23 protein-coding genes and 1 riboswitch are annotated in these 25,887 nt (G+C 67.8%); of the genes, 8 read left to right on the plus strand and 15 right to left on the minus strand.

Annotated features, from left to right (window positions below; genetic code table 11):
* Positions 1 to 299 precede the first annotated feature (299 nt).
* Positions 300 to 396: riboswitch (glycine riboswitch) on the plus strand.
* A 214-nt stretch (positions 397 to 610) separates the two neighbouring features.
* Positions 611 to 3,361 carry an aminomethyl-transferring glycine dehydrogenase gene (gcvP, locus tag AC5W7N_RS25305; RefSeq protein ID WP_495924203.1) on the plus strand — a complete coding sequence of 917 codons (2,751 nt, stop codon included), beginning with the start codon at positions 611 to 613 and terminating at the stop codon, positions 3,359 to 3,361.
* Positions 3,362 to 3,498: 137 nt separating this feature from the next.
* On the opposite strand, the gene AC5W7N_RS25310 is transcribed toward gcvP, so the two are convergent.
* Entirely contained in the window at positions 3,499 to 4,086 is a 588-nt protein-coding gene (locus tag AC5W7N_RS25310; protein WP_495922310.1) for a TetR/AcrR family transcriptional regulator, read from the minus strand.
* A 124-nt stretch (positions 4,087 to 4,210) separates the two neighbouring features.
* On the opposite strand from AC5W7N_RS25310, the gene AC5W7N_RS25315 reads away from it, so the two are divergent.
* Positions 4,211 to 5,068, plus strand: coding sequence for a Vgb family protein (locus AC5W7N_RS25315; RefSeq protein WP_495922312.1), 858 nt, complete (start codon positions 4,211 to 4,213; stop codon positions 5,066 to 5,068).
* Positions 5,069 to 5,216: 148 nt separating this feature from the next.
* Here the strand turns inward: AC5W7N_RS25315 and AC5W7N_RS25320 are convergent, their stop codons facing one another.
* From AC5W7N_RS25320 to AC5W7N_RS25345, 6 genes are all read right to left on the minus strand, one after another.
* Positions 5,217 to 6,887: a VWA domain-containing protein gene (locus AC5W7N_RS25320; protein ID WP_195019254.1), complete on the minus strand. Its 1,671-nt coding sequence runs from the start codon at positions 6,885 to 6,887 to the stop codon at positions 5,217 to 5,219.
* An 84-nt stretch (positions 6,888 to 6,971) separates the two neighbouring features.
* Positions 6,972 to 7,220 (minus strand): WhiB family transcriptional regulator, encoded by a 249-nt coding sequence (locus AC5W7N_RS25325; protein WP_163812220.1) that lies wholly within the window; start codon positions 7,218 to 7,220, stop codon positions 6,972 to 6,974.
* A 28-nt stretch (positions 7,221 to 7,248) separates the two neighbouring features.
* A complete protein-coding gene (locus AC5W7N_RS25330; protein WP_195019255.1) occupies positions 7,249 to 7,797 on the minus strand; it encodes an HNH endonuclease in 549 nt (182 codons plus the stop codon).
* A gap of 322 nt (positions 7,798 to 8,119) precedes the next feature.
* On the minus strand, positions 8,120 to 8,653 hold the full coding sequence (locus AC5W7N_RS25335) for a DM13 domain-containing protein (RefSeq protein ID WP_163812216.1): 534 nt from the start codon (positions 8,651 to 8,653) through the stop codon (positions 8,120 to 8,122).
* Positions 8,654 to 8,741: 88 nt separating this feature from the next.
* On the minus strand, positions 8,742 to 9,875 hold the full coding sequence (locus AC5W7N_RS25340) for an acyl-CoA dehydrogenase family protein (protein WP_495922313.1): 1,134 nt from the start codon (positions 9,873 to 9,875) through the stop codon (positions 8,742 to 8,744).
* Between the two features lie 108 nt (positions 9,876 to 9,983).
* A complete protein-coding gene (locus AC5W7N_RS25345) occupies positions 9,984 to 11,276 on the minus strand; it encodes an acyl-CoA dehydrogenase family protein (protein WP_495922314.1) in 1,293 nt (430 codons plus the stop codon).
* Positions 11,277 to 11,548: 272 nt separating this feature from the next.
* Here AC5W7N_RS25345 and AC5W7N_RS25350 point away from each other — a divergent pair, with 272 nt between their 5' ends.
* A complete protein-coding gene (locus AC5W7N_RS25350) occupies positions 11,549 to 13,729 on the plus strand; it encodes a malate synthase G (protein WP_495922315.1) in 2,181 nt (726 codons plus the stop codon).
* 669 nt (positions 13,730 to 14,398) lie between these two features.
* Complete coding sequence (locus tag AC5W7N_RS25355; RefSeq protein ID WP_495922316.1) at positions 14,399 to 14,569, plus strand: hypothetical protein; 171 nt, start codon at positions 14,399 to 14,401, stop codon at positions 14,567 to 14,569.
* Between the two features lie 49 nt (positions 14,570 to 14,618).
* On the opposite strand, the gene AC5W7N_RS25360 is transcribed toward AC5W7N_RS25355, so the two are convergent.
* From AC5W7N_RS25360 to AC5W7N_RS25375, 4 genes are all read right to left on the minus strand, one after another.
* A complete protein-coding gene (locus AC5W7N_RS25360) occupies positions 14,619 to 15,044 on the minus strand; it encodes a hypothetical protein (RefSeq protein WP_194991660.1) in 426 nt (141 codons plus the stop codon).
* A 234-nt stretch (positions 15,045 to 15,278) separates the two neighbouring features.
* Positions 15,279 to 16,442, minus strand: a complete 1,164-nt coding sequence (locus tag AC5W7N_RS25365; protein ID WP_194991663.1) for an alpha/beta hydrolase family protein — start codon at positions 16,440 to 16,442, stop codon at positions 15,279 to 15,281.
* A 446-nt stretch (positions 16,443 to 16,888) separates the two neighbouring features.
* The gene (locus AC5W7N_RS25370) at positions 16,889 to 17,254 is read right to left on the minus strand and encodes a hypothetical protein (RefSeq protein WP_194991661.1); all 366 of its coding nucleotides are present in this window, start codon (positions 17,252 to 17,254) and stop codon (positions 16,889 to 16,891) included.
* Between the two features lie 411 nt (positions 17,255 to 17,665).
* Entirely contained in the window at positions 17,666 to 17,875 is a 210-nt protein-coding gene (locus AC5W7N_RS25375) for a hypothetical protein (protein ID WP_228806793.1), read from the minus strand.
* Between the two features lie 79 nt (positions 17,876 to 17,954).
* Here AC5W7N_RS25375 and AC5W7N_RS25380 point away from each other — a divergent pair, with 79 nt between their 5' ends.
* Both AC5W7N_RS25380 and AC5W7N_RS25385 read left to right on the plus strand, forming a co-directional pair.
* Positions 17,955 to 19,343, plus strand: a complete 1,389-nt coding sequence (locus AC5W7N_RS25380; protein WP_495922318.1) for an enoyl-CoA hydratase-related protein — start codon at positions 17,955 to 17,957, stop codon at positions 19,341 to 19,343.
* A gap of 197 nt (positions 19,344 to 19,540) precedes the next feature.
* A complete protein-coding gene (locus tag AC5W7N_RS25385; RefSeq protein ID WP_178128123.1) occupies positions 19,541 to 20,329 on the plus strand; it encodes an MHYT domain-containing protein in 789 nt (262 codons plus the stop codon).
* 10 nt (positions 20,330 to 20,339) lie between these two features.
* Here the strand turns inward: AC5W7N_RS25385 and AC5W7N_RS25390 are convergent, their stop codons facing one another.
* From AC5W7N_RS25390 to AC5W7N_RS25400, 3 genes are all read right to left on the minus strand, one after another.
* On the minus strand, positions 20,340 to 20,987 hold the full coding sequence (locus AC5W7N_RS25390) for a DUF305 domain-containing protein (protein ID WP_195020737.1): 648 nt from the start codon (positions 20,985 to 20,987) through the stop codon (positions 20,340 to 20,342).
* Between the two features lie 2 nt (positions 20,988 to 20,989).
* The gene (locus AC5W7N_RS25395) at positions 20,990 to 22,564 is read right to left on the minus strand and encodes an LVIVD repeat-containing protein (RefSeq protein ID WP_194991662.1); all 1,575 of its coding nucleotides are present in this window, start codon (positions 22,562 to 22,564) and stop codon (positions 20,990 to 20,992) included.
* A gap of 323 nt (positions 22,565 to 22,887) precedes the next feature.
* Positions 22,888 to 23,769 carry a 3-methyladenine DNA glycosylase gene (locus AC5W7N_RS25400; RefSeq protein WP_195020738.1) on the minus strand — a complete coding sequence of 294 codons (882 nt, stop codon included), beginning with the start codon at positions 23,767 to 23,769 and terminating at the stop codon, positions 22,888 to 22,890.
* A 174-nt stretch (positions 23,770 to 23,943) separates the two neighbouring features.
* On the opposite strand from AC5W7N_RS25400, the gene AC5W7N_RS25405 reads away from it, so the two are divergent.
* Positions 23,944 to 24,564 (plus strand): TetR/AcrR family transcriptional regulator, encoded by a 621-nt coding sequence (locus AC5W7N_RS25405; protein WP_195019260.1) that lies wholly within the window; start codon positions 23,944 to 23,946, stop codon positions 24,562 to 24,564.
* On the opposite strand, the gene AC5W7N_RS25410 is transcribed toward AC5W7N_RS25405, so the two are convergent.
* Positions 24,565 to 25,557 carry an NAD(P)H-quinone oxidoreductase gene (locus tag AC5W7N_RS25410; RefSeq protein WP_495922320.1) on the minus strand — a complete coding sequence of 331 codons (993 nt, stop codon included), beginning with the start codon at positions 25,555 to 25,557 and terminating at the stop codon, positions 24,565 to 24,567. It lies immediately after the preceding gene.
* 198 nt (positions 25,558 to 25,755) lie between these two features.
* Here AC5W7N_RS25410 and AC5W7N_RS25415 point away from each other — a divergent pair, with 198 nt between their 5' ends.
* Complete coding sequence (locus AC5W7N_RS25415; protein ID WP_495922322.1) at positions 25,756 to 25,878, plus strand: hypothetical protein; 123 nt, start codon at positions 25,756 to 25,758, stop codon at positions 25,876 to 25,878.
* Positions 25,879 to 25,887: the final 9 nt, after the last annotated feature.

Consider the following 25,887-nt stretch of genomic DNA (forward strand, 5'->3'; position numbering starts at 1 on the left):
ACACCCGCGCACGGTCGGGCCGCCGACTGTGCCGAAACGATGGTCCCGACGCCGGGGATGCGCCGGGACCACCGTGTTCTCGAGCACACATCAAGATCACACTCGCGTGTGCCCTGCTATGGCCGCAGCTCTCTTCGTGACCGGAAACCGCCAGGTAGACCGCGTAGTTTCTGCCCGGCTCGGGTTTCGGTGGCCGCAGCGTGCGTGCCGCAGGCGCGAGTCGCGGCCGCCGACACCCGAGCCATCCGGGGGGCCGAAAACCGGCTGTTCTGCAGCTGCGGCCTAAAATGACAGGGCGTCGCCGCCGTGCGGGAGAGTTCCGGGCCTCGAGTCCGGGCGCCGAAGGAGCAGCACCTCCCCGTCAATCTCTCAGGCAACAGGGACCGTACGGGCTTCGGCGCCTCTGGAAAGCGGTGGCTGCGGGCTGCCCGCCCATGGGGAAAGGGGCACGGCCGTCCGGTCGTCGCCACCGAATCTCTCAGGCGCCACGACAGAGGGGGAGGGCTGGAACCCGTCGACCACTGGGTCGACCCGCCCGACCTGGGAGTTAGCCGTGAGACGCACCTTCGCCGACCGCCACATCGGACCCGACAGCGCCGAACTCGACCGGATGTTGCCCGTCGTCGGCGTCGATTCGCTCGATGATCTGGCCGCCGCCGCGATTCCCGCCGGGATCCTCGATGGTTCCGCCCTGTCCGGGCTGCCGCCGGCCGCCAGTGAGCACGAAGTGCTGGCCGAGCTGGCCGCGCTCGCGCAGTCCAACACGGTGGCGACCTCGATGATCGGGCTCGGCTACTACGACACGCTGACGCCGCCGGTGCTGGTGCGCAATCTGCTGGAGAACCCGGCCTGGTACACCGCCTACACCCCCTATCAGCCCGAGATCAGCCAGGGCAGGCTCGAGGCCCTGCTCAACTTCCAGACCATGGTTTCGGACCTGACCGGCATGGAGGTCGCCAACGCGTCCATGCTGGACGAGGCCACCGCCGCCGCCGAGGCGATGACGTTGCTGCGCCGCGCCAACAAGTCGGCCTCCCCGCGCCTGCTCATCGACGCCGACCTGTTCCCGCAGACCCGCACCATCCTCTACACCCGCGCCGAGCCGCTGGGCATCGAGATCGTGGAAGCCGACCTGGCCTCCGGACAGCTGCCCGACGGTGAATTCTTCGGGGTGCTCACCCAGGTTCCCGGCGCCTCGGGCCGGATCGTGGACATGGCGCCGATCATCGAGGCCGCACACGAGCGGGGCGCACTGGTCGCCGTCGGAGCGGATCTGCTGGCACTGACCTTGATCACGCCGCCGGGCGAGCAGGGCGCCGATGCCTGCTTCGGCACCACCCAGCGTTTCGGCGTCCCGATGGGCTTCGGCGGCCCGCACGCCGGCTATCTGTCGGTGCACACCAAGCACGCCAGGCAGCTGCCCGGCCGGCTGGTGGGTGTGTCGGTCGACGCCGATGGCGCGCCCGCCTACCGGCTGGCCCTGCAGACGCGCGAGCAGCACATCCGGCGGGAGAAGGCCACCTCCAATATCTGTACCGCCCAGGTGCTGCTGGCCATCGTCGCCGCCATGTACGCCAGCTATCACGGTGCGGACGGCCTGCGCGCGATCGCGCGACGTGTGCACGGACATGCGGCCGCGATCGCCGCCGGTCTCGATGGCGCCGTGGTGCACGAGCGGTTCTTCGACACCGTGCTCGCGCATGTGCCCGGCGGCGCGGAAGCCGTTGTGGGCAAGGCGAAATCGCGTGGCATCAACCTGCGGCTGGTGGACGCCGATCATGTCGGCATCGCCTGCGACGAGGCGACCACCGAGGCCCACGTGGCTGCGGTGCTCGAATCCTTCGGTACCGCACTGCCTTCGGAGCAGCCGGGTGGCGAGCCGGTGTCGATCGAGACCCGCACCTCGGAGTTCCTGACTCATCCCGCGTTCACCAGCTACCGCACCGAAACCGCGATGCTGCGCTATCTGCGCCGGCTCGCCGACAAGGACATCGCCTTGGACCGCAGCATGATTCCGCTCGGTTCCTGCACCATGAAGCTGAACGCGACCGCCGAGATGGAGGCGATCACCTGGCCCGGATTCGCGCGGGTGCATCCGTACGCGCCGGTCGAGGACGCCCCCGGCCTGCTGCGGCTGATCGCCGATCTGGAGGGCTGGCTGTCGTCGATCACCGGCTACGATTCGGTGAGCCTGCAACCCAACGCGGGCAGCCAGGGCGAGTACGCGGGTCTGCTGGCGATTCGCCGCTATCACCTCGATCGCGGCGACACTCACCGCGACACCTGCCTGATCCCGTCCAGCGCGCACGGCACGAACGCGGCGTCGGCGGCCATGGCGGGGCTGCGGGTCGAGGTGGTGGCCTGCCGCGACAACGGCGACGTCGACCTGGACGATCTGCGCGCCAAGATCGCCGATCACGCCGACCGGCTGGCCTGCATCATGATCACCTATCCGTCGACGCACGGCGTGTACGAGCACGAGGTCGCCGAACTGTGCGCGCTGGTGCACGAGGCGGGCGGGCAGGTCTACATCGACGGTGCGAACCTGAACGCGCTGGTGGGCCTGGCGCGGCCGGGCCGGTTCGGCGGCGACGTCAGCCATTTGAATCTGCACAAGACCTTCTGCATCCCGCACGGCGGCGGCGGTCCGGGCGTCGGACCGGTGGCGGTGCGTTCGCATCTGGCGCAGTATCTGCCCGGCGATCCGCTGGAGCCCGGTTCGCACGCGGTGTCGGCGGCGAAATACGGTTCGGCCTCGATTCTGCCCATCACCTGGGCCTACATCCGGATGATGGGCGCCGACGGCCTGCGCCGGGCGACGTTGTCGGCGATCGCGTCGGCCAACTACATCGCCCGCCGGTTGAACGACTACTTCCCGGTGCTCTACACCGGCGAGAACGGCATGGTCGCCCACGAGTGCATTCTCGATCTGCGCGAGATCACCAAGCAGACCGGCGTCACCGTCGATGATGTGGCAAAGCGGTTGGCCGACTACGGTTTCCACGCGCCGACGATGAGCTTCCCGGTGGCGGGCACCCTGATGGTCGAGCCCACCGAGAGTGAAGATCTCGCGGAGCTCGACGATTTCATCGAGGCGATGATCTCCATCCGTCGTGAGATCGATCAGGTCGGCGCCGGTGTCTGGCCGGTCACCGACAACCCGCTGCGCGGTGCGCCGCATACCGCCGCGAGCCTGGTCGGGGAGTGGGAGCACCCCTACAGTCGTGAAATCGCGGTGTATCCGCGCGGTCTCGGCCACGCCCGCGCCAAGGTATGGCCGCCGGTGCGCCGTATCGATGGCGCCTTCGGCGACCGCAATCTGGTGTGCTCCTGCCCGCCGCTGGACGCCTACACCGACTGACGAATGCGCGACCGCCGCCACGGGTCATGCCGTGGCGACGCGGGAATCCTGTTGTGGTGCACCCACATTGTCGAGATCAGGGCTGCGACGCAGAGCCGGGAAGCGCCCCCGACCGGAGAACGTACGGCCCGGTGGTCTCAGAGCGCGCCGGCGCGGGCAGCAGCGATGGCGGCACGCGCGGCGGCTTCGCTATCGGCGGCGGCGACCGGTTCGTGTGAGACGAACAGCCGGTAGTAGATCGGGGCGACAGCGAACCGGATCACCGCGTGCGCATCGACGGTCGCAGGCAGTTCGCCGCGGCCGACAGCGCGCTCGATCACCCGCGCGGACTGTTGATGACGTGCGGTGAAGAAGGCGTTCAGCGCTGTTGCCGCCGAAGGGTTCTGCATGGCAGCGGTAATGAACGCGGTGGAGATCGGGCCCGCCTGCGGGTCGGCGAAGCCGGTGCGTACCAGTTCGACGATGGCGCGCAGATCGCCCTCTATGCTGCCGGTGTCCGGGATCGGCCACGGTTCGGTGGCGGCGAGGTCGAGCGCATCGGCGATGAGCCCTTCCGGGTTGGTCCAGCGCCGGTAGACGGTGGTTTTGTGCACGCCGGACCGTTTGGCGACGTTCTCCATGGTCAGGCCTGGATAGCCGTGCTCGGCCAGTTCGGCGATGGTCGCCGCGCGCACGGCATCGCGGACACGTGCACTGCGCCCGCCCGGCCGCTTCTTGACCTCCAAAGACAACTCCTATTGCGTTAGTGTCTCCATCCCACTAGCTTAAGGCTACATAAGTTGCGATTGGAATCGGCATGGCGGCTACGGACAGGCGTGACGAGGACGATCGAGAAGGGAACCCGCAAGTTTGACCGACACTTTCCAGACGATCGACGTACCCGGCGCGCCCTACGGAGTCACGATCGCCTCCGACGGCACGATCTGGTTCTCCATGGCGACAACCGGTGCCATCGGCCGCTACCGCGACGGCGTGGTCGACACATTCGGCCTCGATCCCGCCGACGGGCAGCCGACCATCATCATCGAAGGCCCGGACGCGACGATGTGGTTCACCGAATTCCGCGGCAATCGGATCGGGCGGATCACCGCCGACGGCGAACGGACCAGCATCGACGCCGACGCGCCGTACGGTCTGTGCGTCGGCCCGGACAAGGCACTGTGGTTCACCGAACTGCAATCCGGACATATCGCCAGACTCGGCGCCGACGGCGAGATCGCCCGCTTTCCGGTGCAGGGCATGCCGTCGATGATCGTCGCGGGACCTGATGGGGCACTGTGGTTCACTCTCAATCAGGCCAACGCGATCGGCCGCTGCACCACCGCGGGCGAGATCACGGTCTACCCGCTGCCCACCGAGGCGGCGAACCCGGTCGGCATCACGGCAGGCCCCGACCACGCGCTGTGGTTCGTGGAGATCGGCGCGGGTCAGATCGGCCGCATCAGCACCGACGGCGCCATCGAGGAGTTCGCCCTGGCCGATCGCGCCGCGCGTCCGCACGCCATCACCACCGGCCCGGATAAGGCGCTGTGGTTCACCGAATGGGGCTCGGGCCGGCTGGGCCGGATCACCACGGACGGCAGGATCAGCAGCGTGGACCTGCCTGGCGTCGAACCGCATGGGCTGGTCTCCGGACCGGACGGAATCATCACGGTGGCAATGGAATCGGGCGGTTTGGCGCGGCTGCCGGTCGGCCTTCCGGAATGACGGGCGACCCGGACGTTGGCAAGGTGTCCGGGCATGCCGCCGCTGCGAACCGACCTGCGCGGCAGTGACGGCCGTACGTTCGCAGCGGGCGGTGTCCTGGTGTAGATCGGGATCGGTCGGGCCGAGGCGGACACCGGAGGGTGAACCGCTACGTCGTCGTGAGAGCCTGCACCATCGCCGTGCCGAAGCTGATGTCATTGGACGTCGGGACGCGGGTGTAAGTTCCGCCGGTGCGCTCGGTGACCGTACGCAGGGTGTCGGTGCCCTCGCCGCCGATGACGATCACATCCACCCGCACCGGGGTGGCCGGATCGCCTGCGGCTGTGAGATCGGCGAGTAGCTGCGCGCCGGTGAGTGCCGAATCGTCTTCCGGGCCATCGGTGATCAGCAGCACCGAATTGGTGCGGCCGGTGGTGTATCCGGAGACGGCGGCACGGTACGCGGCCAGCAGCGCGGGATAGCACTGATCGGCCCGAAGATCGGAGGGCCGGATGGCGTTCAGCGATCGGGTGACCTCGGTGCGGTGTTCGGCGGCCAGCGGTGCGGTCGCCGCCTGCACTCGATAAGGCGTGTTCCCGTCCAGGTTCTTGCCGAAAGTCCAGACACCGAGGCCGAAGTCGGGCGGCATGACGTTCATGGTGGAGCGCAATGCGCCGAGGGTATTGGTGAGCCGAGTGGAGGATCCATCGGTGCCCGCCATCGACGCGGACACGTCGAGCAGCACGGTCGCCGAGACGCCGAGCACCGGATCGGCGAGTGTGGCACCGATCTTGTCCAGCGCGGCACGCGTGGGTACCGCAGCGGTGGCGGCGGGCGCGGGGCCGAACCCCGCGGCGGCGAACACGGCCGCCTGCTGCGGAGCGCGCAGATAGTCGGCGAAGACGCCCGCGGCCATGTTCTGGGTGGTGTCGACCCAATGACCGGTCATCAACGCCGCCGGATAGTCGGCGACGGGCGCGGCGCCGGCGGGAACGAAGGCGGTGAGCCCGCCGTGCGCGTTGATTTGCTGCTCGGTAGCGGCGACCGCGTGCAGGGCGGCGGCCGCCGGTGGAGCGGAGGTGAGCGCGCCGAGCGCGGTGCGGGTGTCGGCAACCTCCGGTGCGCTGGTGGCCAGAGCGGACACGGCCGCGACCACCTGACCCGACCGTGCGGCCTCCTCGGTGAGCGGCTCCGCCCCCGACACCCCGGAGGCGACGGCCGTCGCGGCGGCCAGCGTGGCATCACCAGGCGGCATCGCCATTGCGAGCCCACCCCACGGCAATTGCAGCTCGTCGAGTGAACTGCGTTGCAGGCGAGGCAGATCCGCCCAGGTGATGCCCGCACGCTGCAAGGCCGCGCCGAGTTCACCGGGGACCGCCAAGGCGATCGGACTGACGGCTACAGACGCGGGCGTGCCCTGGATGAGCCCGGGCACCCGTACGGATTCGATCTGGCGCATCGACTCGGGGATCCACAGTGCGGGCTGCGGGCCGAGCGCGGGATCCCACGGGGCGTTTGCGGTGAACGTCGCGACCACCGCCGAGGCCGGCCTGCCCTGCACCGCCACCGTTACGCAGTGATCGCCGACGATCGGCTCGGTGGCGTTGTACCGATCGGCGATCGCGCGTACCGGCGCCTCGAGCGACGGGTCCACGGTCACATTGAGGACGGTATCGCCCTCCACGCATTCCGCGGCCGCCGCACTGCTGTCGCTGCTCGAGCGGTCGCGTAACTGGAACCAGCCGAACACCGCGCCGACGAGTAACAGCACAGCCACCACGGCGATAACCGGACCTTTGCTGATGCCCCGTGACCTGGAATGGCTGCGATGTGTACCCACGGGGCACGAGTGTATGCGTGTGTGGGCCGCCACACCCGGGCTGTGGCCCGCCGCCGGTGGACGGCGACGGGCCACAGCTCCGGATCATTCGCGGATCACCCGCCCGCGATCGAATTCGTGCCCACCCCACACACCGGACTGTCCGGTGCGCTCGGCGAAATCGCCGCAGGCCAGGCGGATCGGGCAGCCCCCGCAGACCTCGCGGGCGTAGGCGAAATCCTGCGACGGATACGGGAACCACGCCTCATGGTTGGGGTCACCACGGCAGGCGGCGCGGTGCCACTCCCGGCTGTCCGACAGCGGGAGCAGGTCGGTCAAGGTGGTGACGGTCATCGCGATCCTCTCCTTTCTGCGGATCTCGTCAGGTGGTGGCGGCGAGCTGCTTCCAGATGTGGCGCTGCCGCTTGGCCAGCGGATCGGGTGCCTTCGGCTCCCACAGCAGCCGCATTCCCGCCTCCTCCGGGGTGCGGTCGGCCTTGCTGGTGTTGCACGGCGCGCAGCAGGCGATGAGGTTGGCCCAGGTGTTGGGCCCACCCCGGCTGCGCGGACGGATGTGGTCGACGGTGCGCGCCCACCCCGCGCAGTACCCGCAGCGGTGCTTGTCGCGGCGCAGGACACCGGCCAGGGTGGCCCGGCTCTCGTCGCGCACCTGGGTCACATGGTCGAGGTAGACGTAGCGCAACAGCCGAATCGTTTCGGGCAGAACGATTTCCACATGCTTGGAGCGAATCGGGACACGCGGCTCCCGCTCGGCGATCGACTCGGCGGCACCGCTGAGCAACAGCACCACCGCGCGGTCGGCGGTGATCTCGTCGATCGCCTCGTAGCTGGCGTTGAGCACCAGCACCGGGGTGTGTATCCAGTTGTCGGCAGACGGGGCCACCACGGTGGTGGCATGGCGTATCGGCATGGGAATCACCATGTTTCGGCAGAGCGAGAAGGAGGGTCGAACAGCGAAGAGGGGAGCAGGGGCTCGGGGTCAGCGGCCGTCCTGGAGGCGGCCGGACTCGAGTTCCGAGCTCGCGATGCCGGGCATGAGCCGCGGCTGGGCGAGTGCGACCGGAGCGCACAGTCGCACGGGTTTCTGCGTCGAGTACAAAGCCACCTCCTCTCCTGAGTTCTCGTCGATCACCGCCGGATGCGGTCGATCAGCGTGGAGATCATGGTGGCACACCGGATGTGGTGTTGTCGGGCCATTTTTCGGCCGCCCGGTCACGCGCGGCGGCCGTACCTCACGCCTGTTGCAGCAGTGCCGCGCCGAAGGAGACGTTGAACCGGTCGCACCAGATGGACACGCTGGTCAGCTGGGTCAGATCGACCTCGGCCGGGATGGGGTAGTTCTGATTGCCCTTGTTGCCGCGCAATTTGCCCAGGTCGCGGTAGGCGCCGTCGTCGAAGACGCCCCACCCGTCTCGACCGGACAGCACCGGCGCGTCCGACAGCCACACGTGCAGGTCGGGGCCGTCGGAGGTGTCCAGATTCTCCAGCCGCAGTACCCGGCTGCCATCGGGCAGGCCGAGCACGACCACGGTCCCTGAGGTGTCGTGCTCATGGGAGATGAGTGCGCCGCGCGCGAGCACCCGGGGCTCGGCGGGGGGCGCACCAGGGGTGACCGGCACGCTGACGGTCGGAGCCGCTTCGTCGACCGTGGTGTCGGTGAACAACCGCCAGGGCTGGAAATAGGCGAGCCCGATGCCGATGCCGGTGACCACGATCAGCGTCAGCATCCAGGTCAGTGGCGAACGGGCGAGTCGTTTCACGGCCATCTCCTCGGTGTCTGTCCGCTCCGCTGCGAGGACGGGCTCTGCCACCATTCAACTCCACCGGGGCGGGGGGACCCGCCCGAATCGGGTGTCATCCCATCGGGCCGTGCCCGAGCAGCACGCGCCCGGTGAACCGGGTCTGCTTGGCGCGGGGCAGCGGATGGAACAGGCAGCCGTGGATGTCGCGGTAGTACATCTCCAGCTCGCAGGTGCGCGAGTAGCCGACCCCGCCGACGGTCTCGATGGCCAGGCGCACCGTGTCGATCAAGGCGGTCGCGGCCACCGTCTTACGGCTGAGGATCCGGGCCGCGTACTGATCGGTGGCGGCGAATCCCAGGTTCTGCGATGCGGTGAACATCGCCTCGATGAGGTCCTCGGCGGTGGTGTGGGCGTTCATCATCTCCCCGGCCAGTTGCAGCGTGTGCGGGTCGGCCCGGCCGGACACCTGCGCGACCGTCAGCTCGACGGCGGCGTCGGCGATGCCGAGATAGGCCGACATGACCAGCGGCATCGCGGCGCCGATCACGGTGTCGAGGAGCGGCGGCCAGGTGTCGGCGGGCCGGATCATCGCCACGGCGGCGTCCGGGACGAACACCTCGTCGAAGACGAGGGTGTGCGAGCCGCTGGCCCGTAGCCCGAGGGTGTCCCAGGTCTGTTCGATCCGCACACCGGGCGCGTTCATCGGGATCGCGCAGTGCAGCACCTGCGGTCCGTCGGGCGCGCTGTCCCAGCGGATACTGGTCACCGCGATCGTGCCGACCTCGCAGCCGCTGGCGGGGGCCTTCCGTGCGCTGACCAGGTAACCACCGTCGACGCGCTCGGCGCCGCCATTGGAACCCACCCAGTCCGAGGCCCCGGTGCTCACCAGGATCGCACCCGACACCACCTTGCCGAACACCGCGCTCGCGTCCATCCCGTGCTTGTGCCGCCACACCTGCGCGGCCACCAGATGCGAATGCATCGCGAACGCGACGGCGGTCGAGGGATCGTGGCGGCCGAGCTCGCGCAGGATCGCGCCCATCTCGCGGTGGCCGGCGCCGCCGCCACCGAATTCGCCCGGGACCAGCGCCGCGGTGAGACCGGCGGCGCGTAGTCGATCGAACGCCTCGGTGGCCAGCAGGCCGCTGCGGTCGCGTTCTGCGACGCCGGGGCGCAGAGCTTCGCCGATCTCGCGGGCTCGGGCGATCCAGTCGGTGGTTTCGAGGAGGTCTGTGGTGACAGTCATGGTCGAAGCTACGAGCGTGCGTCGCACCTGGTTCGATCGCCCGGTGTCCGGGCAGGTCGCGCGCCCGGGGCGAAACCCCTGCCGACCAGGCGCGATGGCGCCGGCGGGTCAGAGATTGCCGACGATGTGTTCCAGCCGCCGGGCGATGTGCTCGCGGGCCTGCTCACGCAGCGCCGGCCGATACCCCGATGGATACACCGGGTCGCCGGGCGCGTAGTTCTTCAGCACCTCTTTGGCGAGGGTGATCTTGTGCACCTCGGTCGGACCGTCGGCCAGGCCCATCACCTCGGCGTAGTTCATCATGTCGACGAACGGCAGATCCTGGCTGACGCCGATCGCGCCGTGCAGATGCAGCGCGCGCTGGGTGATATCGTGCATCACCCTCGGCATCGCCACCTTGATCGCGGCGATGTCCTTGCGCACCTTCAGATAGTCCTGCTCCTTATCGATGCGCCAAGCGGTGCGCAGCACCAGCAGCCGAAACTGCTCCATCTCGATCCAGCTGTCGGCGATCCGTTCCTGGGTCATCTGCAAGCTGCCCAGCGGGCGGCCCTGGCGCATCGGACGCGAGACCGCGCGTTCGCACATCATGTCGAAGGCCTTGCGCACCAAGGCGACTGTGCGCATCGCGTGATGCACCCGCCCGCCGCCGAGCCTGGTCTGTGCCACGATGAAACCCTGTCCCTCGGCACCGAGCAGATGATCGGCGGGTACGCGGACATCGGTGAACCGCAGGTGGCCCTCGTGCTCGCTGAACCCGTGCACGTGGAAGTTCTTGACGATCTCGAGGCCGGGTGTGTCCGCGGGCACGATGAACATCGACATGCCCTGGTACGGGCTGACATCCGGGTTCGTCACCACCATGACGATGTGGAACGCGGCGAATTGGGCGTTGGAGTTGAACCACTTCTCGCCGTTGATCACCCAGTGGTCGCCGTCGCGTACCGCGCGGGTCTTGAACAACGTGGGATCAGAACCGCCGGTGGGTTCGGTCATCACGTAACAGGAGCCGATCTCGCCCGCCAGCAGCGGTTCGAGGTACTGCCTCTTCTGCTCCTCGGTGCCGTAGTGGGCGAGGATCTCCGCGTTGCCGGAATCGGGGGCCTGGCATCCGAACACCGACGGCGCCCAGACCGAGGTGCCGAGCACCTCGTTGAGAAGTGCGAGCTTCATCTGGCCGAACCCTGGACCGCCCAGCTCAGGGTCGAGGTGGCAGGCCCACAGCCCCTGCTGCTTCACCTTCTCCTTCAACGGGCGCATCAACGCCATCGCCTCGGTGTCGGCGCGGTCGTAAGGGTTCGGGTAGAGCAGGTCCAGTGGCTCGACTTCGGTGCGGACGAACTCCGCGGCCCAGTCCAGTTTCGCCTGGTACTCCGGATCGGTCTCGAAATCCCAAGCCATGGTCGGCCTTTCGTCGGCATCTGCGCTGCCGCGGCGGATCGCCGTGGATCGCGGGTGTTCCGTAGAGCACACTATCCACCGCCGCATACCGCGGCAAGGGTCGCCGGGAGCACCGGCTCCTCGTCGGCGAGTGGTAAAACGCCCGGTAGGGTCGGGTGGCGTCGGAACATACCGGCCGGTGCCGGTGTTGACCCCGACGCACGGTCGTAGCACTACCGACGGGTAACATGGCTGCGACTTTTCCTACTCGTTTCTCGACAAGTGAGGCTTAGATGACAGAGCGGATTCAGGTCGGCGGGCTACAGGTGGCACGCGTTCTCCACGAGTTCGTAGAGAACGAGGCGCTTCCGGGTACCGGCGTGGATTCCGCCGCGTTCTGGGCCGGTGCGGAACAGGTGATCAACGATCTCGCCCCGCGTAACCGGGCCCTGCTGGCCGAGCGCGACGAGATCCAGGGCAAGCTCGACGCCTGGCACGGCGAGAACCCCGGCGCGAACTACGACAAGGCCGCCTACAAGAACTTCCTGACCGAGATCGGATACCTGCGTCCCGAGCCGGCCGATTTCCAGATCACCACCCAGAACGTCGACGACGAGATCGCCACCACCGCCGGTCCGCAGCTGGTGGTGCCGGTGATGAACGCGCGCTTCGCGATCAACGCCGCCAACGCCCGCTGGGGTTCGCTCTACGACGCCCTCTACGGCACCGATGCCATCCCCGAGGACAACGGCGCCGAGAAGGGCAAGGGCTACAACAAGGTCCGCGGCGACAAGGTCATCGAGTGGGCGCGCAACTTCCTCGACGATTCGGTCACCCTGATCACCGGCTCGCACATCGGCTCGACCTCCTACAAGATCGTCGACGGTGAGCTCGAGGTCGGCCTGGAAGACGGCACCGAGATCGGCCTGGCCGACGCCTCGCAGCTGGTCGGCTACCTCGGCGACCCGGAATCGCCGTCCTCGATCCTGCTGAAGCACAACGGCCTGCACATCGAGATCCAGATCGACCCCGAATCGCCCATCGGCAGCACCGACAGCGCGGGCATCAAGGACGTGGTGCTCGAGTCCGCGGTCACCACGATCATGGACTTCGAGGACTCGGTCGCCGCGGTGGACGCCGAGGACAAGGTGCTCTGCTACCACAACTGGCTGGGCCTGATGAAGGGCACGCTCGCCGAAGAGGTCAGCAAGGGCGGCAAGACCTTCACCCGCACCATGAACCCCGATCGCGTCTACACCGCGCTCGACGGCTCCGAGCTGGTGCTGCACGGCCGTTCGCTGCTGTTCGTGCGCAACGTCGGCCACCTGATGACCTCCGACGCCATCCTCGACGCCGAGGGCAACGAGGTGCCCGAGGGCATCATGGACGGCCTGATCACCTCGCTGATCGCCAAGCACTCGCTGGGCGGCGACACCGAGCTGAAGAACAGCCGCACCGGCTCGGTCTACATCGTGAAGCCGAAGATGCACGGCCCCGACGAGGTCGCCTTCACCAATGAGCTGTTCGGCCGCATCGAGGACGTCATCGGCGTGCCGCGCAACACCCTCAAGGTCGGCATCATGGACGAGGAGCGTCGCACCACGGTCAACCTCAAGGCCTGTATCGCCGCCGCCAAGGACCGCGTGGTCTTCATCAACACCGGCTTCCTCGACCGCACCGGCGACGAGATCCACACCTCCATGGAGGCCGGGCCGATGGTCCGCAAGGCCGACATGAAGGCCCAGCAGTGGATCGCCTCCTACGAGGACTGGAACGTCGACACCGGCCTGGCCACCGGCCTGCCGGGCAAGGCGCAGATCGGCAAGGGCATGTGGGCCATGCCGGACCTGATGGCCGACATGCTGGTGCAGAAGATCGGCCACCCCAAGGCCGGCGCCAACACCGCCTGGGTGCCCTCGCCCACCGCCGCCACCCTGCACGCCACCCACTACCACCTGGTGGACGTGTTCAAGCGGCAGGCCGAGCTGGCCAAGGGCGGCCCCCGCGCCACCGTCGACCAGATCCTGGAGATCCCGCTGGCCGCCGACATCAACTGGTCGGCCGAGGAGAAGCAGCAGGAGCTCGACAACAACTCCCAGTCCATCCTCGGTTACGTGGTGCGCTGGATCGACCAGGGCGTCGGCTGCTCCAAGGTGCCCGACATCAAGGATGTCGCGCTCATGGAGGACCGCGCCACCCTGCGCATCTCCAGCCAGCTGATGGCCAACTGGCTGCGCCACGGCATCGTCTCCGCCGACGACGTGGTCGCCAGCCTCGAGCGGATGGCCCCGGTGGTCGACCGGCAGAACGCCGGCGACCCGAACTACCGTCCGATGGCCCCCGACTTCGCCGGCAGCGTGGCCTTCCAGGCCGCCAAGGAGCTCATCCTGGAGGGCACCAAGCAGCCCAACGGCTATACCGAGCCCATCCTGCACCGCCGCCGTCGCGAGGCGAAGGCGCTGGCGAACAAGTGATGCTCAGTGACTGACAAGTAGCTCCCCGCAGCTGTTTCGGCGCAGGCCCCGTAACGGAGACATTCCGGTACGGGGCCTTTGTCATCTCTGGAGTTCAGCTCGAATACCGGCGTGTCACGGTCGAAACGGACACAAAAAGGACACACACATCTAGGTGGGCAATCGTGCTCGAGAAGAAGGGCTGATCAGCAGGTTTGCGCCGCTCCTGAAATAGCCCGCGGCGGCGCATGCCGAACGTCACGTGATGGACTCGGCGGGTCGGTCGCAGCCCGCTGGTTGCCTGGGCTGGCTGAGCTGAACGCCGCGTCGACAGCGCGGGTGCGCTCTCTACGAACCCTTCCGAGTGGTCGGACGTGGGGGACGCTGAAGAACACGGTCGGCGGAGCGTCCGGCCCTACGGATCACCGAAGTCGACCAGCATTCCCCGGCCCACTCGACACCAGACTGACCCTGATGGCACACACGCCAGGCGGAATCGTGCCAGTGAAACCAGTGCGCCGGCGATTTCCCGGCGGTCCGCGACGGTTGTGATTCGACCACTCCGTAGCGCCGCTCGTGTGTGCGGATCATCCGCTCCGTACGGCTTCAACCGTGCGCAGTGACGTCATTTTTCACCGTCACGGTCACGCGTGACAGGCTCCGCGCGACGCCGAACTTCCTTGATAAACGGTGTCGGAATTCACTGGGACAGCCGACCAGGGGTGGCAGTTCGGCGGCGTTTATGACGAGGTCATCATCGATCATGAGGCAGAGTTCGCGGTGGGCACGCACGCGGCGCGAGGCAGCCGCATCGACTACTCGTCTACCACGACGACGGACATCGAACCGGCGTCGATGTGAAGACGGCGAGCCTGTGGACCGCCGACGCAGTGCACGAGCAGCTCGTGCGCTACCGCACAGACCGAGCAGGTGGACTCACAACTGCTGCTGACCGCAGACCCGGAACTGACCGATTTCGACTGGCCCCGCGATCTGAAGATCCACTGTTCATGGTATTACTCGGCGGCCGCCGCGGCCGCTGGTAGCAGCCGCGTACGGCATCGGCAGCCCCCGTGTGCGGCGGTCGGGCGGCGGTGCCGATATCGATGCCGTGGTCGTCGATGTCACCGGCGGCGGCTTGTTCGACTTCGTCGAGGGTGTAGTCCCCTCCTGCGCCGGCGCCGGCGCAGGCGAGCAGATACAGGTATGCCGGAGTCGTGGCCGGGTGGTCGTGCCACAAGCTCTTGCCGAGTGGGGTTTCGTGCGTCGCGATCACCATCGCGAGCGCGATTACCCAGGCGCGGTTGACCGGTGCGTCGGCGATGGCTTTGGACAACTGCTCTCGACACGGCGCGGTCCCGGGGCCCCACATCGCCAGTGGTGCACGCACACCCCGGTGTGGTGTATCGGGTATGCCCAGCTGCAGGCCCGGGCACTCCTCATGCGCTGGCGTCAACAGCCGCGCACCTAGGCGGGGCCTGCTCGAATCGCTCGGCCGTCAGATCCCCCGACACGGACGCCGAGCGCCTTGCTCACACCGACGGTGGCTACGGTTGTCGTAATAGGGGATTCAGGTGCAGTAGGGGGGCGCTGCTGGCCGATCACCATGGGCGGCGAGGTAGGTGTTGAAGAAGGCAGCGAGCGTGCGGTGTTGAACAGCGAGGCTGTGGGTGGGGTCGATGGTGCCCACGAATGTCGGATCAGGCTCACCTAGCTGGGGTAGCAGGAGTTGGTAGTCGGTGTAGCTGAAGTGCTCACCGTCGGGGAGGTGGACCTGGCAGAGCGGACCGCGGTGGGTGGCGAGGAACTGTTGCCAGGACGCGTCGTTCGCGGCGCTGTGATCGCCCGCGCTCATCAGCAGGAACGGACGGTCCAGACCGTCGTCGGCGACGCGGCCGAAGTCACGGGCGGATTGGGAGTAGGCCATGCTGCCGTCGAGATCGGCTCCGGCACGAATGCGATGGTCGGCGGTCATGACTTCGCCTGTGGTGAAACCGCCGGCGGAATGACCGAACATGCCCATCCTGGAGAGATCCAGTGAGGTGTGCAACCCGGCTGGCAGACCACGCCCTTGGGTCCCGGGGTTGTCGCCGCTGGCCACGTTTTCGAGCTGGTCCAACACGAATCGGATGTCCTGCACACGAGTGGTGATGAGGCGCTTGGACACTTCGATGGTCGGTGCAGGCAATGCTCGCCGTTCAACGCGGTTATCGGGGAATGCGACGGCTTCGGCTTCGTGGGTGTGGTCGATCGCCACGACGATGTAGCCGTCGCTGGCGAGTTGTTCCATCTGGACGGTGCCGTGTGCGCGCGACAGGGTCGCTCCCGGCGAGTACAGCAGAACGGGCCATCGGCCTTCGGCCACGGGTGCTCCCAGGCCGGCGTGGGTGGGAAAGCGGAAGTCGAGCAAGCCAGGATCGATGTCGAGTTTTCCGGCGTCGAGCTCGGCTGTGGTCGAGGCGACCCCGGCCGGCATGTACGGAGCTTTCGGCTCGGTGTTCGGTCGTGCCGGGTACCGCACGGTGATCATCAATTCCCGCGGGCTGCCGACAACCCACGGGTCATGCCGGTCCGGATCAACCAGGTGCAGATCGACGCTCCCTACGGGATAGGAACCGGTCGGGGCGGGCAAGGCGAAACGTACCGGTTCCGCGGATGCGGTAGCAGGTACGGCGGTCACTAGGAGGGCGATCACAGTCGCGCCGACCCGGCGCAGCGCGGAGGTAGCGGTCATAGACAAGAACCTAGAAGCGGAACCGGCGCCCACGCATCAGGGAGATCACCTGTTGTGCCCCCGAAATCCTGGCGAGCATCGTTGCCCTCTTCACTGAGTAACATTCCCGCTACAGGTGCGGGAGCGCGCTCAGCTACAAAGATCCGATTCGGCCTGACCAAGCGCCTGGATGCGATCTGCACGACATCGAGGTCGCACGTGCAGGCGCTCCACGCGACCAGCGCGCAAGCACCTGTACCTTGCTCAACGGGAGCCGCGACACCGGCTGCTGGGGCGAAACCCGCATCGTCTCGATATCATTGTGTCCGTTGATATCTCTCGACACCGCACCACACTCAGATGGATTCCGGATGCGCGCTGGAGCGCTCACTGGCCGCGACGGGCCCGCGACGCCTTCGATGTGCGAAGGTTTCCTGCCGTGGGCGCTTCAGATGATCGCGGTGGCTTTACGCGTGATCGCGGTCGGAGTTGCGTTCGATTTCGTCGTCGCGTTCGCGGTCGCGCTGATAGTCGGTCTTGGCGTTCGCGTTCCACGTGACCGGGTGCGCGCCGGGGCCGCAGTCCTCGCTCAATTGGATTGTCGATTCGGGACGCATTCGGACCTCCCGGACCAGCACGGCGAGGTTGCTGCACGTTATCAGCGCTCCGACGGTCGCGGGCCCCACATCGGTGTTCGTGCATGTGATATCGACGCGGCTGGCGACCGGAACCGATGTGCAGAAAGCGTCGGCGGGCGGTCGTGCCTGAGCCAAACCCACGCCGACGGTTGCCGATACCGGCGCGGCCGCGAGAGCGGAGATCGCTGCGCCCACGATATATAGCCGTCGGGAACTTCTCCTGGGGATGGACACCAAGCTTCTCTCTTTCGCTGTGCCGAACAACAGTTCCCGAAATCGTAGGTGTATCCGAGTCGAGTTCCCAGAGTGGGGAATTCCCGAGTGTAGTCGCCGGAGGTGTTCGGCAGCGTGGTGCCGACGTCGGCGCACTGTGTTGTCGATGGGTCGTCGGATCCTCGCCGGGCTACCTCTCGGCCCGGTCGAGCTGGTCGAATATGCCGTCCAGGATGTGCGCGGATTCCCGCCTTGGCGAGCGCACCACGCAGGACGACCCACGGGCCGCGCTGCGTCCGAAATCCGCGAGCGCTAGCTTGGTCTCCGACATCTAGATCATTCAGGGGATGACACTGCTCATCCGCCGGTAGAGGGGAAAACGTGCGCATCCTGCTAGTTGCCAGTGCCTTCAACAGCCTCACCCAGCGCGTGCACGCCGAACTGCGCGCACGCGGCCACAAGGTGGGAGTGGAACTGGCGCTCGGTGACGATCTGCTGCGCGCGCGGGTGGCCCACTTCCGGCCGGAGCTGATCGTGGCGCCCATGCTCACCACCGCGATCCCCGAGGACATCTGGACCGAGCACACCGTGCTGATCGTGCATCCAGGCCCCAAGGGCGACCGCGGCCCGTCCTCGCTGGACTGGGCCATCGCCACCGGCGCCCAGGAGTGGGGTGTGACGGTTGCAGGCCGTCGCGGAAATGGATGCCGGGCCGATCTGGGCGTCGGTGCCGTTCGAGATGGCAGCGTGCGGCAAGAGCGAGCTGTATCGCAACGAGGTGTCCGACGCCGCGGTGGCTGCGGTGCTGCTGGCGGTAGAGAGGTTCGCGGCCGGGACGTTCGAGCCCGAACCGCTGGACTACGGACGCCCGGATGTGCGGGGACAGTTGCGGCCGTACCACTCCCAGCAGTACCGCCGCATCGACTGGTCCGCCGATTCCACCGCTGATGTGCTGCGCAAACTGCGTGCCGCCGATTCTCAGCCGGGGGTGCTCGACGATCTGCTCGGCCGTGAATACTTCGTCCACGGCGGGCACAACGAGGACCAACTGCGCGGCGCCCCCGGCGAGCTGATCGCCACCCGCGACGGCGCGATCTGCCGGGCGACGGTGGACGGCGCGGTCTGGCTGCCGCAGCTGCGGCCACGCCGGCTGCCCGGCGGCCCCGCGACGTTCAAACGCCCGGCCGTCGACGCACTGGGCGCCGACCTGCCCGACGTGCCCGAAGTGCCGGTGACGCCGGCCGAGGCGGCGGTCCGCGACACCTGGTCCGAACTGCGCTACCGCGAGGAGGGCGCCGTCGGCTTTCTGGAATTCGCTTACAGCGGCGGTGCGATGAGCACGAGCCAGTGCGAGCGACTGCTGGCCGCCTACCGGCAGGTCTGCGCCCGGCCGACCGCAGTGCTGGTGCTCGGGCCCGCCCGCGACTTCTTCTCCAACGGCATCCACCTCAACGTCATCGAGGCGGCCGCGGATCCGGCGCTGGAGTCGTGGCACAATATCAACGCGATGAATGACGTGGTCGAGGCGATCCTGACCACCACGGACAAGATCGTCATCTCGGCACTGGCCGGCAATGCCGCGGCCGGCGGGGTGATGCTGGCGCTGGCCGCCGACGAGGTGTGGTGCCGGGAATCGGTGGTCCTCAACCCGCACTATCGCCTGATGGGCCTCTACGGCTCGGAGTACTGGACCTACTCGCTGCCGCGCCGCGTCGGTGAACCCGAGGCCGCGCGGCTCACTCGCGAGACGCTGCCGGTGGGTGCCGCGGCGGCCGCCGAGATCGGCCTGGTGGACCGCGTGGCGCCCGGCAGCACGACGGCCTTCCGTGATTGGGTGCGCCGCGAAGCCGCGGCGCTGGCCGATTCGCCGGAGCTGGAGGGCCGGTTGGTGGCCAAGAAGCAGCGGCGCGAAGCCGACGAACTCAGCAAACCGCTCGCCGACTACCGCGCCGAGGAGCTGACCGAAATGCGCCGCAACTTCTACGGCGACGGCGAGCCCTACCACCGGCTGCGCCGGGAGTTCGTCTACGGCGTCGTACCCGCCGCTACGCCCGCGTACCTGCTCGGCTGACCGGCTCGCCATCCGGTGGCGCAGTAGAGACACCGATTGGCGACTCCCAGCACATTCGTGGTGAACTTCTCACCTTGAAATCCTCATTTCGGTGGTTCGCACACCTCGTGCACCCGATCGCGGATCGGAAATCGACTAACGCAACATCGGAGTAGCACTTCAGCAATGGGTGGGTAACCCCTGCCCTGGCTTATCTCATGTCCTTCATCGGGTCGGTCCTCGGCCTGCGCTGCGCGGCGCACGCGCGCACGGCGAAGTCGCCGATCGGCTGGCTGGTCGCGGCGGCGGTGGCGCTGGGCGGCGCGGGTATCTGGGTTATGCACTTCACGGCGATGCTCGGGTTCGCCATCGATGGCGTGGACATCCGCTACGACGTGCCGCTGACGCTGTTCAGCGCGGCCATCGCGGTGGTCGTGGTGCTGGTCGGGCTGGCGATCGTGGTGCGCGGGCATCGGGAGGCGGTGGCCCTGCCGTTGGGTGGTGCGATCACCGGTTTCGGAGTCGCGGCGATGCATTATCTGGGCATGGCCGCGATGAACAGCGGCGCGACCATGGAGTACGACGCCGGTCTGGTCGCGCTGTCCATCGCCATCGCGGTCGTCGCCGCCACCGCCGCGTTCTGGTTCATGGTGCATGTGCGCGGCTGGGCCAACACGGTCGGCGCCGCGGTGATCATGGGCCTCGCGGTCTGCGGCATGCACTACACCGGCATGATGGCGATGAGCGCCCACCACGGTGATCACCAGGCGACGCCGGTGGGTATGGCGCCGGTGGATCTGCTGACGCCGCTGATCACGACCGTCGCACTGGTCGTGGTGGGTCTGGTCGTGCTGGTCGGGGTCGCCGAGTTGGACGTCCGCAGTACGGCAGCCGCGGCCGCGTCCCTGGAATCCGACCGGCCCGTCGCCACCACGCTGGCCACCACCGATCCGACGACGCTGGTGAGCAGCGGCCGGCAATGGCCGCGTCAGCCGATCGAGCACTGACTGCCATCGCTCACGGCAGGGGCCGGGCGTCGCGTTGGCCGAGCAGGGCGGCCATCACCCCGGATTCCTGGGACTGGGCGTGGATCATCGACCGCGCGGTCTCCTTGACCGGACCGGATTCGATGAGTTGATCGGCCGCCTGCGCCATCGCCACGCCGCCCTGGTGGTGGCGCAGCATGAGTTGCAGGAACAGGATTTCGGCGGCGCGGCCCCTGGCGGCGGACAAGGAATCGAGCTCGGCCATGGTCGCCATCCCGGGCATGGGGTGCCCGGCCGGGGTGTGCGCGCCGGCCGGGCCCGTGTGATGCGCCGGTTCGGCAGCGGCCCGCATCCAGGCCATCGGCTGTGGGGACAGCGGAGACGCATTCGCCAAGCGCAGCCATCCGAGCATGGTGCCGATCTCCAGTCGCTGGGTGTCGGCCATCTGCTGGGCGAGCCGCGCGACGGCGGGGTCGACGGCCGGATCGAGTCGCTGCACCATGATCAGGGCCTGCTGATGGTGGGCGGTCATGTCCTGGACGAAGCCGATCTCGACCTCGTCGAGCACCGGATCGGCCGGTCGGTCGTCATCGACGAACAGCGGACGCAGCGCCGCGCCGATGACGAGCAGCAACACCGCGACCGCCGCGTACCCGGCGATCCGCATTCCACGCGGCATGCTCACGATCCGACGATCGAGGACTGGTTCGGTGGCGGCGTGTACACGCCGTTGTTCAGCTCCAGCACCATGAAGCCGTTGTCCGAACACGCCACATACAGCTTGTTGCCGCGCCATTCCGGCGGGGAGAAACACCAGTCGGTGGAGACGTCGCCGAAGGCGAGCCGCCCGGTACGCGGTGTGAGCGCGTCCATCGGGTTGAACTGGCCCTCGAGCACCGCGCGCACGGCGTTCGGCGCGCTCATCAACGGCACGCCGATGATGGACGCCAGCGCATGCGGTGAATTCCACAGCTCGAGGTTGCGTCCGGTGCGGGCCGGGGGATTGAAGTAGGCGATCTCGCGGATATTGCCCGGATCGCGTACGTCGAAGACCCGGATGCCCGAGGAAATCCAGCCGCAGGCGAGCGCGGTCGGGTTCTCCTGCCGGTCGGCCGCGCAGTAGTGGGATTCGTAGGCGAAGGCCGAGCCGCCCATCGAGGAGCCGATATTGCTGTCGATGTGCTGCGGCAGATTGATCTCGAGCTTGAGTTTGGCCGCCACCTTCGGCGCGGTGTCATCGGAGATGTCGATCAGCTTGACCCCGCCGGATCCGCCCTCGTCGACGGTGTAGAGATACGGCTTGCCGTCGTAGCTGACCGGCACGCTGTGCTGGGTCGCCCAGCCGTCGGTCCAGAACACCCGGCCGATGTGATGGACCTGCGGATTCGGGTCGCGCCGCTGCACGGCGCTGATGTCGAGCACGGTGAAGCCGCCGAGCGCGGAGATGTACATGCGGTTGCCGTCGGGGCTGATGCCGAAGCCGTGCGCCTCGATGCCGGTGAGGCCCTGCCACACCACATGCGGATTCGACGGATCGGTCAGGTCGACGGCGCTGACGAACCCGGGTGCGATGCCCGAGGCCCAGTAGGTGCGGCCGTCGGGGGAGAACCCGCCCTCATGCGTGGTGATCGGCAGCGGCATGGCCAGATTCGTGCCGGGGCCCGGATTCAGCAGCCGAGGATGCGCGCAGTCGGAGATGTCGTACACCGACAGATAGCCGACGCCGATGCCCACCGGGACACCGGTGCCGACCAGCAGTTTACGTGCCTTGTTGACCTTCAGGCTCTCCCATGTGCCCGCGAGCATCGCCGGCTCGGTCAGGGTGGCCGTCGGCCGCGGATTCGCCGGATCGGAGACGTCGAGCACCTGCACGCCACGACCCTCGCCGAGCAGATTGCCGGGGAAGAACGAGCCCATGTACGCGCAGTGCTCGAAGCTGGTGGAGGTGATACCCGCACCGCGCCCGGCGAACTGGCCCACCATCGACATATTGCAGCGATAGCCCTGGGTGCTGCGCCCGCTGTCGCGATCGGCGGCCGGAACATCGCCCTGGAGGCCGGGTTCGGGCATCGAGCCGGGGCCGCAGTCGGCGCGCGGCACCGAGGTCCGGCCGACGTCGAGGAATTCGCGCACGCCAGTGGCGATATCGGATTGCAGGTCGGCCGACGCGCCCGCGGGCAGCATCATCGTGGCGATCAATGCCGCCGCGGCCAAGGCGAACGGCCTGGCCCGGCGCAGCTTCAACGGACGCCTCATCGCATCCCCCAACTTTCTGTTGTCCGACTCACGTCGGCCCCGCAGCGGGTTGGCTAGCGTCCCAGACAGCAGGGCCGACGTTACTGACCGGAGTTTAATAAGGGCGCGTCGGGGCGGGAGCGTTTTCGCGGAATTGCCCGCCGCGACCGGCGCTCAGCGCGAAGGCATCGGCTCTGACCAGGTGGAACGCTGTGCTGCATGGAGGGATACGGTGCTGGACGGCGGGACCGAGCCAGGGCCTGTTGATCGACGTCGGTGCTCGGATGTGGTGGTTCCACTGTCTGTGAAACTCGCACAACGAGCGCCTCGGTCGAGCCGGCTACTCAGTGGGTGGGCGCCGCCGCTGCCTCGAGCAATCGCTCGCACGCCCGCAACAACCGGGCCCGCAACGGGGCGGCCCGCTCCGCGAGCGCGGACTGAGCGCGCGCGTATTCGCTTCGCCCGGCTGCGGTTTCGATGGTGACGGGCTCGTAGCCGTATTCGGTGAGATCGTAAGGACTGGCTCGCATATCGAGTTCTCTTGCAGTGCAAGCGAGTTCGAAGCAATCCGCCAGCAGGTCCGAGTCGATGAGCGGGACGAGTTTGAAACCCCACTTGTACAGGTCCATGTTCGCGTGCAGGCAGCCCGGCTGTTCCCGCAGCGGTTGATCATCGCGGGTGAGCACTTGGTTGTTGCGGCCGACAGCGTCCGCGGTGAAGAACCGGTAGGCGTCGAAATGCGTGCAGCGCAACGACATCGACTCGACCACAGCATCGGTCTCCGCCCGGCCCAGACGCAACGGCACCGCCCCGTGCCGCACCTCATCGGAGCGATACACCATCGCCCATTCGTGCAGCCCGAAACACGACAGCTGCGCCGGCCGCCCTGCCGTCGCCCGCAGCAGCCGCGCCACGAACTCGACGGTGTCACGCCGCTTCGCCAGAAATGCCGGATCGGGCGTCGCGACCATTCCCGAACCCATATCCACCTGGTGATACCCGCGCGCTCCCGCGTATCCGGCAGCCTCCGCTAGGCCCACCCCGAAGCCGGGATGCCACCTCCGCAATTGCGCCGGCTTATGCCCGTAATACGTGAACAGGAAATCGATGACCGGATGCGCCGCGCCTGCCGCCCTGCGCCGCAGGTACGGCCCGACCAGCTCGTCGATGCGTTCCCGATGCGCCCGCGCCCGCTCCCGCCACTCGACCTGCGGCAATACCCGCAGGTCGGGGGAGTGGTCGAGATCGTTGGGCGTACTCACCCGTTCATTTTCCCGCACCCGCCCGTGACGGATGACGCGCCCTCGACCCGCGCCTCGACCGGATTCGGGCACCTCCATACACCGCTATCATCGGGACAGCGATAATATTAGCGCCGTTAACTAGTGCTAGGTGGTGCCATGGCAACGTCGAATACGCCGTACCATCACGGCGACCTTCCTGCCGCGCTGGTTCGGGCTGCGATCGAGCTGCTGGAGGAGAACGGCGAGCTGTCGCTGCGGGCGGCGGCGCGGCGGGCCGGGGTGTCCACGGCGGCGCCGTATCGGCATTTCGCCGATCGGGAGGCGCTGGTGTCTGCGGTGGCCACGGTGGGGTATCGGGAGCTGGCTGCCGCACTGGCGGCCGCGAACCCGGCGCCGAAGACGGCGGAGGATTTCTCCGACATCGCGATTGCCTATGTTCAGTTCGCGTTGGCCCGCCCTGGCCTGTTCCGGGCCATGTTTTCCGAGCCGTGCGATCCCACAAGTCCCGAGCGCGTGGCGGCCACCGAAGCCATCCACGAATACGTGCGGTCGATCGTGCGTGAGGCGTTTCCGGACGCGGACGTGGAGGCACTGGCCACTGCCATGTGGTCGATCGTGCACGGGTTGGCGTTTCTGTTCCTGCACGGCAAGTTCGACGCCGACGCGCCGGGGGAGCCCGCCGCCACTGTCAGCGCGGCGGTGCGCTCGGTGCTCGGGCCGGCGGTGCGGCCCCGGTCCCGGCGAACGGCGCGGTCGGCCGTCCGGTCACATTCCTGATCAGGGTTCGCGCACCGTCAGCAGCACCTTGCCGACCGACTGCGCCGAATCCAGCAAAGGATGCGCGTCGGCCACCTCGGAAATCGGGATCTCCGCCGAAACAACCGGCCGGACAGCACCTTCGGCGATACGCGGCCACAGGTCCCGGCGCAGCGCGGCGATGATCTCGGCCTTGGATCCGGGGCCGCGTTCTGGGCGTCGGCGCAGGTTTGTCACGTGGATCGACCCGCGTTTGCTGAGCAGGGTTCCGAGGTTGACCTCGGCGACCGCACCGTCCTGCAACCCGATGATGGTCAGGTCGCCGTCCTCGGCCAGCGCATCCACATTGCGCGCCAGGTAGCCGGCGCCCATGATGTCGAGAATCACGTCGGCGCCGCCGTATTCCTCCGTGACGGCGGAGACGAAATCCTGTTCGCGGTAATTGATCAGCGTGTCCGCGCCGAGGTCGCGGCAGCGGTCGAGCTTGAACTGTGATCCAGCGGTCACCGCGACCCGCGCGCCCAGCGCCTTACCGACCTGGATCGCATGCGTGCCGATCCCGCTGCCGCCGCCGTGGATCAGCAGCGTCTGCCCCTGATGCAGGCGCCCGGCCATGACCACATTCGACCATACCGTGGCAGCCGCTTCGGGCAGGGCCGCGGCAGCCGTCAGGCTCACACCGTCGGGCACCGGCAGCACCTGCGTGGCCGGCACATTCACCCGTTCGGCATAACCCCCACCGGGTAGCAGCGCGCACACGGCATCACCCGGGCCCCATTCGGTGACGCCATCATCGACCGCGGCCACGATGCCGGATACCTCGAGTCCGAGGATGTCGCTGGCACCGGGCGGCGGCGGATAGACGCCCCACCGCTGCATGATGTCGGCGCGGTTCACCCCGGCGGCGACCACATCGATCGCCACTTCGCCGGGGCCGGGTGCGGGCAGATCCTCGACCTCCCGCCAGTTCATGACCTCAGGTCCTCCGTAGCCGTCCAGCGTCACCTCGAACATATCGATCCTTCCGATCGGGGTATGTAAACAACGCTTACATTACCCGTGGTGGCGGTGGCGTCAACACGGTGGAGTCGATGATCACATCCGTCTCACCGGCCCGCGGAGCTGCGGTGGCGCGAGGCGGGCTCGCCGCGCCAATGAAGAATCTCCAGTGCGGCAGCCACAGCAAGGATGTTGTCCGACAAGGGTTTCGGCGTGGCATTCCGTTACTTCGACGGGAAACTCCAGGCGGCCTCGCCCGGGCGCGTGGCCGACCAGCTGCGGGCGCCGGTGCTCGCGGGCGTTCGCCACGAAGAGGTGCTGACGGCGCGGTCGTGAGCCGCTTGC

Source organism: Nocardia sp. CDC519 (assembly GCF_059509835.1).

Coding starts and splice junctions, on each gene's coding strand:
- AC5W7N_RS25405 (WP_195019260.1), top strand. CDS start 23,944: ATGGCAACGTCGAATACGCCGTACCATCACGGCGACCTTCCTGCCGCG.
- AC5W7N_RS25365 (WP_194991663.1), bottom strand. CDS start 16,442: ATGACCGCTACCTCCGCGCTGCGCCGGGTCGGCGCGACTGTGATCGCC.
- AC5W7N_RS25340 (WP_495922313.1), bottom strand. CDS start 9,875: ATGACTGTCACCACAGACCTCCTCGAAACCACCGACTGGATCGCCCGA.
- AC5W7N_RS25395 (WP_194991662.1), bottom strand. CDS start 22,564: ATGAGGCGTCCGTTGAAGCTGCGCCGGGCCAGGCCGTTCGCCTTGGCC.
- AC5W7N_RS25410 (WP_495922320.1), bottom strand. CDS start 25,557: ATGTTCGAGGTGACGCTGGACGGCTACGGAGGACCTGAGGTCATGAAC.
- AC5W7N_RS25390 (WP_195020737.1), bottom strand. CDS start 20,987: ATGCCGCGTGGAATGCGGATCGCCGGGTACGCGGCGGTCGCGGTGTTG.
- gcvP (WP_495924203.1), top strand. CDS start 611: ATGTTGCCCGTCGTCGGCGTCGATTCGCTCGATGATCTGGCCGCCGCC.
- AC5W7N_RS25335 (WP_163812216.1), bottom strand. CDS start 8,653: ATGGCCGTGAAACGACTCGCCCGTTCGCCACTGACCTGGATGCTGACG.
- AC5W7N_RS25375 (WP_228806793.1), bottom strand. CDS start 17,875: ATGCACGATCAGCACGGTGTGCTCGGTCCAGATGTCCTCGGGGATCGC.
- AC5W7N_RS25350 (WP_495922315.1), top strand. CDS start 11,549: ATGACAGAGCGGATTCAGGTCGGCGGGCTACAGGTGGCACGCGTTCTC.
- AC5W7N_RS25345 (WP_495922314.1), bottom strand. CDS start 11,276: ATGGCTTGGGATTTCGAGACCGATCCGGAGTACCAGGCGAAACTGGAC.
- AC5W7N_RS25330 (WP_195019255.1), bottom strand. CDS start 7,797: ATGCCGATACGCCATGCCACCACCGTGGTGGCCCCGTCTGCCGACAAC.
- AC5W7N_RS25325 (WP_163812220.1), bottom strand. CDS start 7,220: ATGACCGTCACCACCTTGACCGACCTGCTCCCGCTGTCGGACAGCCGG.
- AC5W7N_RS25385 (WP_178128123.1), top strand. CDS start 19,541: ATGTCCTTCATCGGGTCGGTCCTCGGCCTGCGCTGCGCGGCGCACGCG.